Below are 5,221 nucleotides of genomic sequence, written 5' to 3'. Positions count from 1 at the left end.
CCCACGCACCTGGCACCGGTACTCCCGAGGCGGGTGGCATGACCAGCCGCGAGGTCCTCGAGATCCTGCGTGGCTTGCGCGGTCTGGACGTGGTCGCGTGCGACGTCGTGGAGGTCGCCCCCGCGTACGATCACGCCGAGATCACCGGCATCGCCGCTGCTCACGTGGTCTACGAGTTGATCACGCTCATCAGCCTGGGTCCCGACGCCGCTCCGGACGGCCCCGCGTACGGCATCTCCGGCGCACGCTACGGCGAGGGGGAGTGACCATGGAATTCGCATCACGCGCGGCGGAGTTCCGGCCTTCGCCGGTGCGCGCCGTCTTTGAAACCGCTATGGACCCGTCCGTGGTCTCACTGGCAGGCGGCAATCCCGATCTGTCCGTGTTGCCGGGCGGGGACATCGGCGCGCTGGCTTCCTCCCTGTTGGCCGAACGGGCCGGGGAGATTCTGCAGTACGGTTCCGGCGCGGGGACGACGCCGCTGCGAGACCTGGTCGTGCACCTCATGTCCCGGGGTGGTTCGAATATCACCTCCGCGGATGTGCTTCCCACCACGGGATCGCAGGCCGGCCTGGACCTGGTGACCAAACTGTTCTGCAACCCCGGGGACGTGGTCCTCGCGGAGGGACCCACCTACGTGGGTGCTCTGGGTGTCTTTGGTGCGTACGAGGTGGACGTCCGCCACGTGGAACTCGATGACCACGGTCTGGATCCCGAGCATGTCGCCACCGCGCTGGATGAGCTGGCTGCCGAGGGTAAACGGGTTCCGTTCGTGTACGTGATCCCGAGCTACCAGAACCCCACGGGCGTGAGCATGCCGGCCGAGCGGCGCAGTGAATTGGTACGGGTCTGCGCCGAACGTGACGTGATGATCGTGGAGGACGACCCCTACGCGCTGCTGTCCTTCGACCGCTCCGGCCCGTTGCGGTCAATGCACAGCCTGGACCCGGAACACGTGATTCACCTGGGCAGTTTCTCCAAGATTTTCGCCCCGGGGCTGCGGGTGGGCTGGCTCGTGGCGCCGCCGGAGGTGCGCGGGCGGTTGCAGATCGCGGCCGAATCCGTGGTGATCCACCCGTCCAATCTGGCGCAGTCGCTGGTGACCGCGTGGGTGGGCTCCGAGCAGTGGGGGCCGGCGTTGGACCGGGCGGTGGGGCTCTACCGGGAGCGGTGGGAGGCCATGAACGCAGCGTTGGAGGAGTTCATGCCCGAGCGCGCGTCGTGGACGGAACCGACCGGAGGCTTCTTTACGTGGGTCACGGTGCCCGGACTGGCCGAGAATGATCATTTGCTGCGGGACGTGATCGAACAGGGCATTGTCCTGGTGCCCGGTTCCGCATGCTACGAGGACGGTCGGCCCTCCGATGCCGTGCGGCTCGCGTTTTCCGGAGTCTCGCCGGTGCGGATCCGGGAGGGGGTGAAGCGGTTCGCGCAGATTTTGTGAGCCGCGCGTCGACGTCCACCGGGATGCGCCGGTTCGGTGAGTCTGGTGTGAGGGAAATGCCGGGCTCGCGAGTGTCGTGTGAGGTAACTGCAGAGAGTGAGTCTGGTGTGAGGGAAGTGCCGAATTCGGCGCCGATTTCAACATTTACGTCACATAGCGCTGTGTAGCTGCCGGATACTCAGTGCTGCCCTTGACCACCTTGCTATTTTCCGCAGCATAAGTTAAGTTAACTAACCATGGAGAAGACTCCCGACGTTGAGAGCCGGTCCCTGGGCCGTGCGCCACTTGAAAGTGCTGAGAAACTTCGAACGGCGCTGCGTCACGGGGTGTTCTTCCTCCGGCGGATGGACAACACGCGGGAGCTCACCAGTCAGCAGATCAGCCTCATGTCCATGTTGACAGACGGCGGGGTGCGCATGACGACTATTGCAGCGAACCTCGGAGTTCGCACGCCCACCGCAACCCAGAGTGTGGACCGCCTCATGAAGGCTGGCCTGGTGGAACGCCGGCCAGACCCCGCCGATGCTCGCGCGGTTCTCGTGAAGCTCACGCGCCGTGGCCACAACGTGATTGCAGCTGAAGACCGCCACCGCAACGAGGTGGTTGCCGAGGTTCTTGCGCGGCTGGATGACAAGGAACTGGCCGCGCTCGACGCCGCCATGCCCGTTCTCGAGAAACTCGCCAGCCCGCTCGGCGGTATGACGGGAAAACATCAACCCCGCCCGGGCGCCCGCAGGGACTGAGGGACATGAAACACAAGATTTCCACCAACATTGAAACGAGCCGGACCCGCCTCAATGGCAGGTCCGGCTCGCGTCATAGCTGGGCGGAAATCAAATGGTCTCGGTGACATCCTCGGCGTTGAAGCGCGGGTTACGCGCGTACTCGGGTTCGACCGGGGTGCCCAGGTTGACCACCACGATGGAATGCTTGCCGGTGCCCTCGAAGAACTCCTCGTCCACACCGACCGGGTCGAAGCCGGTCATGGGGCCGGCGGCCAGGCCGGCGGTGCGGGCGGCAATGATGAAGTAACCCACCTGGATGTGCGAGTTGGCTTTGCCGCTGGTGATGCGCATGTCGTCGTTTTCGTCGTACATGCCCTTCATGTGCGGGGCGGCCGGCAAGAACTCGGGGAAGTGCTCATGCCAGTTCTCGTCGTAGGAGAGGATCGCGGTCAGCGGGGCGTTGCGGGTCTTCTCCTGGTTGCCGCGGCTCATGTGCTGAACCAGGCGCTCGCGGGCCTCGGGGGACTCCACCCAGGTGATGCGCAGGGGCTGGGAGTTGAACGCGGTGGGGCCCATCTTGGTGAGTTCGTAAATGGTGCGTTTCTGCTCATCGGTCACGGGGGCGTCCGTGAAGTGGCTTGCGGTGCGCGCGTCGCAGAACAAGCGGTCCACGGCGTCCCGGTCGATGGCCACGGTCAGGTCAGCGGTTGCGGTCTCGGTCATCATGCGTCCTTTCGTGTTCTCCCGGTTCGGGCACTCACGCCGACGACGCACGCGCACCTTCCAAGAAATGGTTTCTTTGGAAAGTATAACGGTGCGGGCGAGAAATATAGTCCTGATGTAAGCAAGGTAACGTCGCACGCATTCGGGGATTCAGGGTGGTCACCCGCAGGGACTAGTTTGGTTGGGTGACTTCCGTGTTCATCCCCGGCATGCTGACCGGGTTGGCCCTCATCGTGGCGATCGGCGCCCAGAACGCGTTCGTTCTGCGGCAGGGCATTCGACGTCAGCACGTATGGACCGTGGTGCTCTTGTGCATTGCATCGGACGTGTTCCTGATTTCCGTGGGGACCGCGGGAATCGGGTTCCTGATCGAACGCGTGCCGTGGCTGCTCGAAATCTTCCGCTGGGGTGGCGTGATCTACCTGGTGGGCTTTGCAATTCAATCGTTCCGCTCGGCCATGAAGCCGCAGGGGCTGCAGGCAGCGGGAGAGGGCGGCGGCTCCCGCACATCCGTGGTGCTCACCACGCTGGCCCTGACCTGGCTGAACCCCCACGTGTACCTGGACACCGTGATCATGTTGGGCAACCTGGCCAACCAGCAGGGTGATCAGCGCTGGGTTTTCTCGGCCGGAGCCATCACGGGATCCGTCATCTGGTTCATTGCGCTGGGCACCGGCGCCAAGGCGCTGTCACGGGTCTTGAACACGCCGTTGACCTGGCGAATTGTGGACGTTTTCGTGGGCGTGGTCATGCTGGCCATTGCCCTCACATTGGCGCTGAACCCGGCGGTCTAATCATTCGGGGTGGGCCAGGGGTCGAACTTTCCGCTCGCGCGGTCGCCTTTGTGCGGCCATCAGTCGTCCCGGTTCCGCCGAACTGCGGCGCGGGCGGCCTCACGGTTCACGGCACTGATGGCTGACAGCGGGATACCAGCCGGGCAGACCTCGGCGCATTCGCCGTAGACCGAGCACGGGCCGAACTCCTCCTCGGCGGATTCCACTACGCCGCGCGCTCGTCGCCCGCGTTCGGGCTTGCCCTGGGGGAGCGTGGCCAGGTGGGTCAGCAGTGAACCTGTGAACAAATGCGAGGACCCGTTCGGGCACGCCGCAATGCACGCACCACAACCGATGCACGCCGAGAAATCCAGGGCTCGCTCGGCCATGTCGAACGGGATCTGGCGGGTGTCCGCGTCCGGCGCGGTTCCGGCGTCCACGGACACGAAACCACCCGAGGCCACCACGCGATCCATGGCGGAGCGGTCCACCACGAGGTCACGCACCACCGGGAACGCCGACGATCGGAACGGCTCCAGCCGGATGTGAGCCCCGTCCGAGAAGGACCTCAGGTGCTGGCGGCACATGGGGGTGTGCGGCTCCGGGCCGTGCGGGATGCCGTCCACGGTGATGCCACACGTGCCGCAAATGCCTTCGCGACAATCGGTGTCGAAGGCAATCGGATCCTCGCCCTCCTCCACGAGCTGCGCGTTGAGTCGATCCAGGAGTTCGGGCAGGGACATCTCCGCCGCGGCGTCGTCCACGATGTACGTGACGAACTCGCCGGTGTCTGCGCCGGATGTTTGGCGCCACACGTCAAGGGTCAGTTTCACGGTCGGTCTCCTCCCACGGTTGCGCACATCGCGAACCGGAAGCGGTCATGAGCGGACATCACGTGTAGTTCCTGGTCTGCAGCGGAACTGCCTCGAAGGAAAGGGGCTCCGTGTGCCGCACTGGTTTTCCGGGGTGTTCCGCAGTGCCGGGTACGTGTTCCCACGCGGACACGAACGCCCAGTTCTCGTCATCGCGCTGCGCCTCACCGCCCTCGGTCTGGTGGTCCTCGCGGAAGTGCGCCCCGCAGGACTCATCGCGGTCCAGCGCATCAAGGCACATGAGCTCGGCCATCTCCAGGTAGTCGGCCACGCGCCCGGCGCGCTCAAGTTCCTGGTTCAACTGCCGCCCCGTTCCGGGAACCCGCAGGTCACTCCAGAACTCCGAACGCAGGGAGCGGATCTCGGCCAGCGCCGTCTCCAGCCCGGACACCGTGCGGGACACCCCGCAACCGGTGTACAAAATGTCGCCGAGGCGCCGGTGGAAGGAATCCGCCCCGCGCGTTCCGCCAATGGAGAGCAGCCGCCCCGTGCGGGCCGTGACGTCGTCGACCGTGGTGCGCACGGCGGCGTCGTCCAGGGACAGCGCCTCGGCACCGAGGTGCGACGCCAAGAAGTTGGGAACCGAGAACGGAAGGGTGAACCAGCCGTCCACGCACGCGGAGAGCAACGAGTTGGCGCCCAGCCGATTGGCGCCGTGATAGCCCCACCCGGCCTCGCCGCCCA

Annotated in this window: 6 protein-coding genes and 1 pseudogene; 4 read left to right on the top strand and 3 right to left on the bottom strand. The window is 65.4% G+C overall.

The genetic code is table 11. The features are described from left to right. From Q4E95_RS11000 to Q4E95_RS10990, 3 genes are all read left to right on the top strand, one after another. On the top strand, positions 1–266 hold a 266-nt coding region (locus Q4E95_RS11000), incomplete at its 5' end, for an arginase family protein (RefSeq protein WP_303383349.1). Between the two features lie 2 nt (positions 267–268). Continuing rightward, entirely contained in the window at positions 269–1,444 is a 1,176-nt protein-coding gene (locus Q4E95_RS10995; protein WP_303383348.1) for a PLP-dependent aminotransferase family protein, read from the top strand. Between the two features lie 236 nt (positions 1,445–1,680). Next, entirely contained in the window at positions 1,681–2,187 is a 507-nt protein-coding gene (locus tag Q4E95_RS10990) for a MarR family winged helix-turn-helix transcriptional regulator (RefSeq protein ID WP_303383347.1), read from the top strand. A 90-nt stretch (positions 2,188–2,277) separates the two neighbouring features. On the opposite strand, the gene Q4E95_RS10985 is transcribed toward Q4E95_RS10990, so the two are convergent. Beyond that, positions 2,278–2,892, bottom strand: a complete 615-nt coding sequence (locus Q4E95_RS10985; protein WP_303383346.1) for a malonic semialdehyde reductase — start codon at positions 2,890–2,892, stop codon at positions 2,278–2,280. 209 nt (positions 2,893–3,101) lie between these two features. Between Q4E95_RS10985 and Q4E95_RS10980 the strand changes: the two genes are divergently transcribed. Next, entirely contained in the window at positions 3,102–3,686 is a 585-nt protein-coding gene (locus Q4E95_RS10980; RefSeq protein WP_303383350.1) for a LysE/ArgO family amino acid transporter, read from the top strand. 59 nt (positions 3,687–3,745) lie between these two features. Here Q4E95_RS10980 and Q4E95_RS10975 read toward each other — a convergent pair whose 3' ends face one another. Beyond that, positions 3,746–4,498, bottom strand: coding sequence for a succinate dehydrogenase/fumarate reductase iron-sulfur subunit (locus tag Q4E95_RS10975; protein WP_303383345.1), 753 nt, complete (start codon positions 4,496–4,498; stop codon positions 3,746–3,748). Positions 4,499–4,556: 58 nt separating this feature from the next. After that, a pseudogene (locus tag Q4E95_RS10970) lies at positions 4,557–5,221 on the bottom strand (fumarate reductase/succinate dehydrogenase flavoprotein subunit); the annotation flags it as partial.

The organism is Kocuria sp. (genome assembly GCF_030536815.1).
Taxonomy (GTDB): Bacteria; Actinomycetota; Actinomycetes; order Actinomycetales; family Micrococcaceae; genus Kocuria; species Kocuria gwangalliensis.
This window is presented reverse-complemented; position numbering and strand designations above follow the sequence as displayed.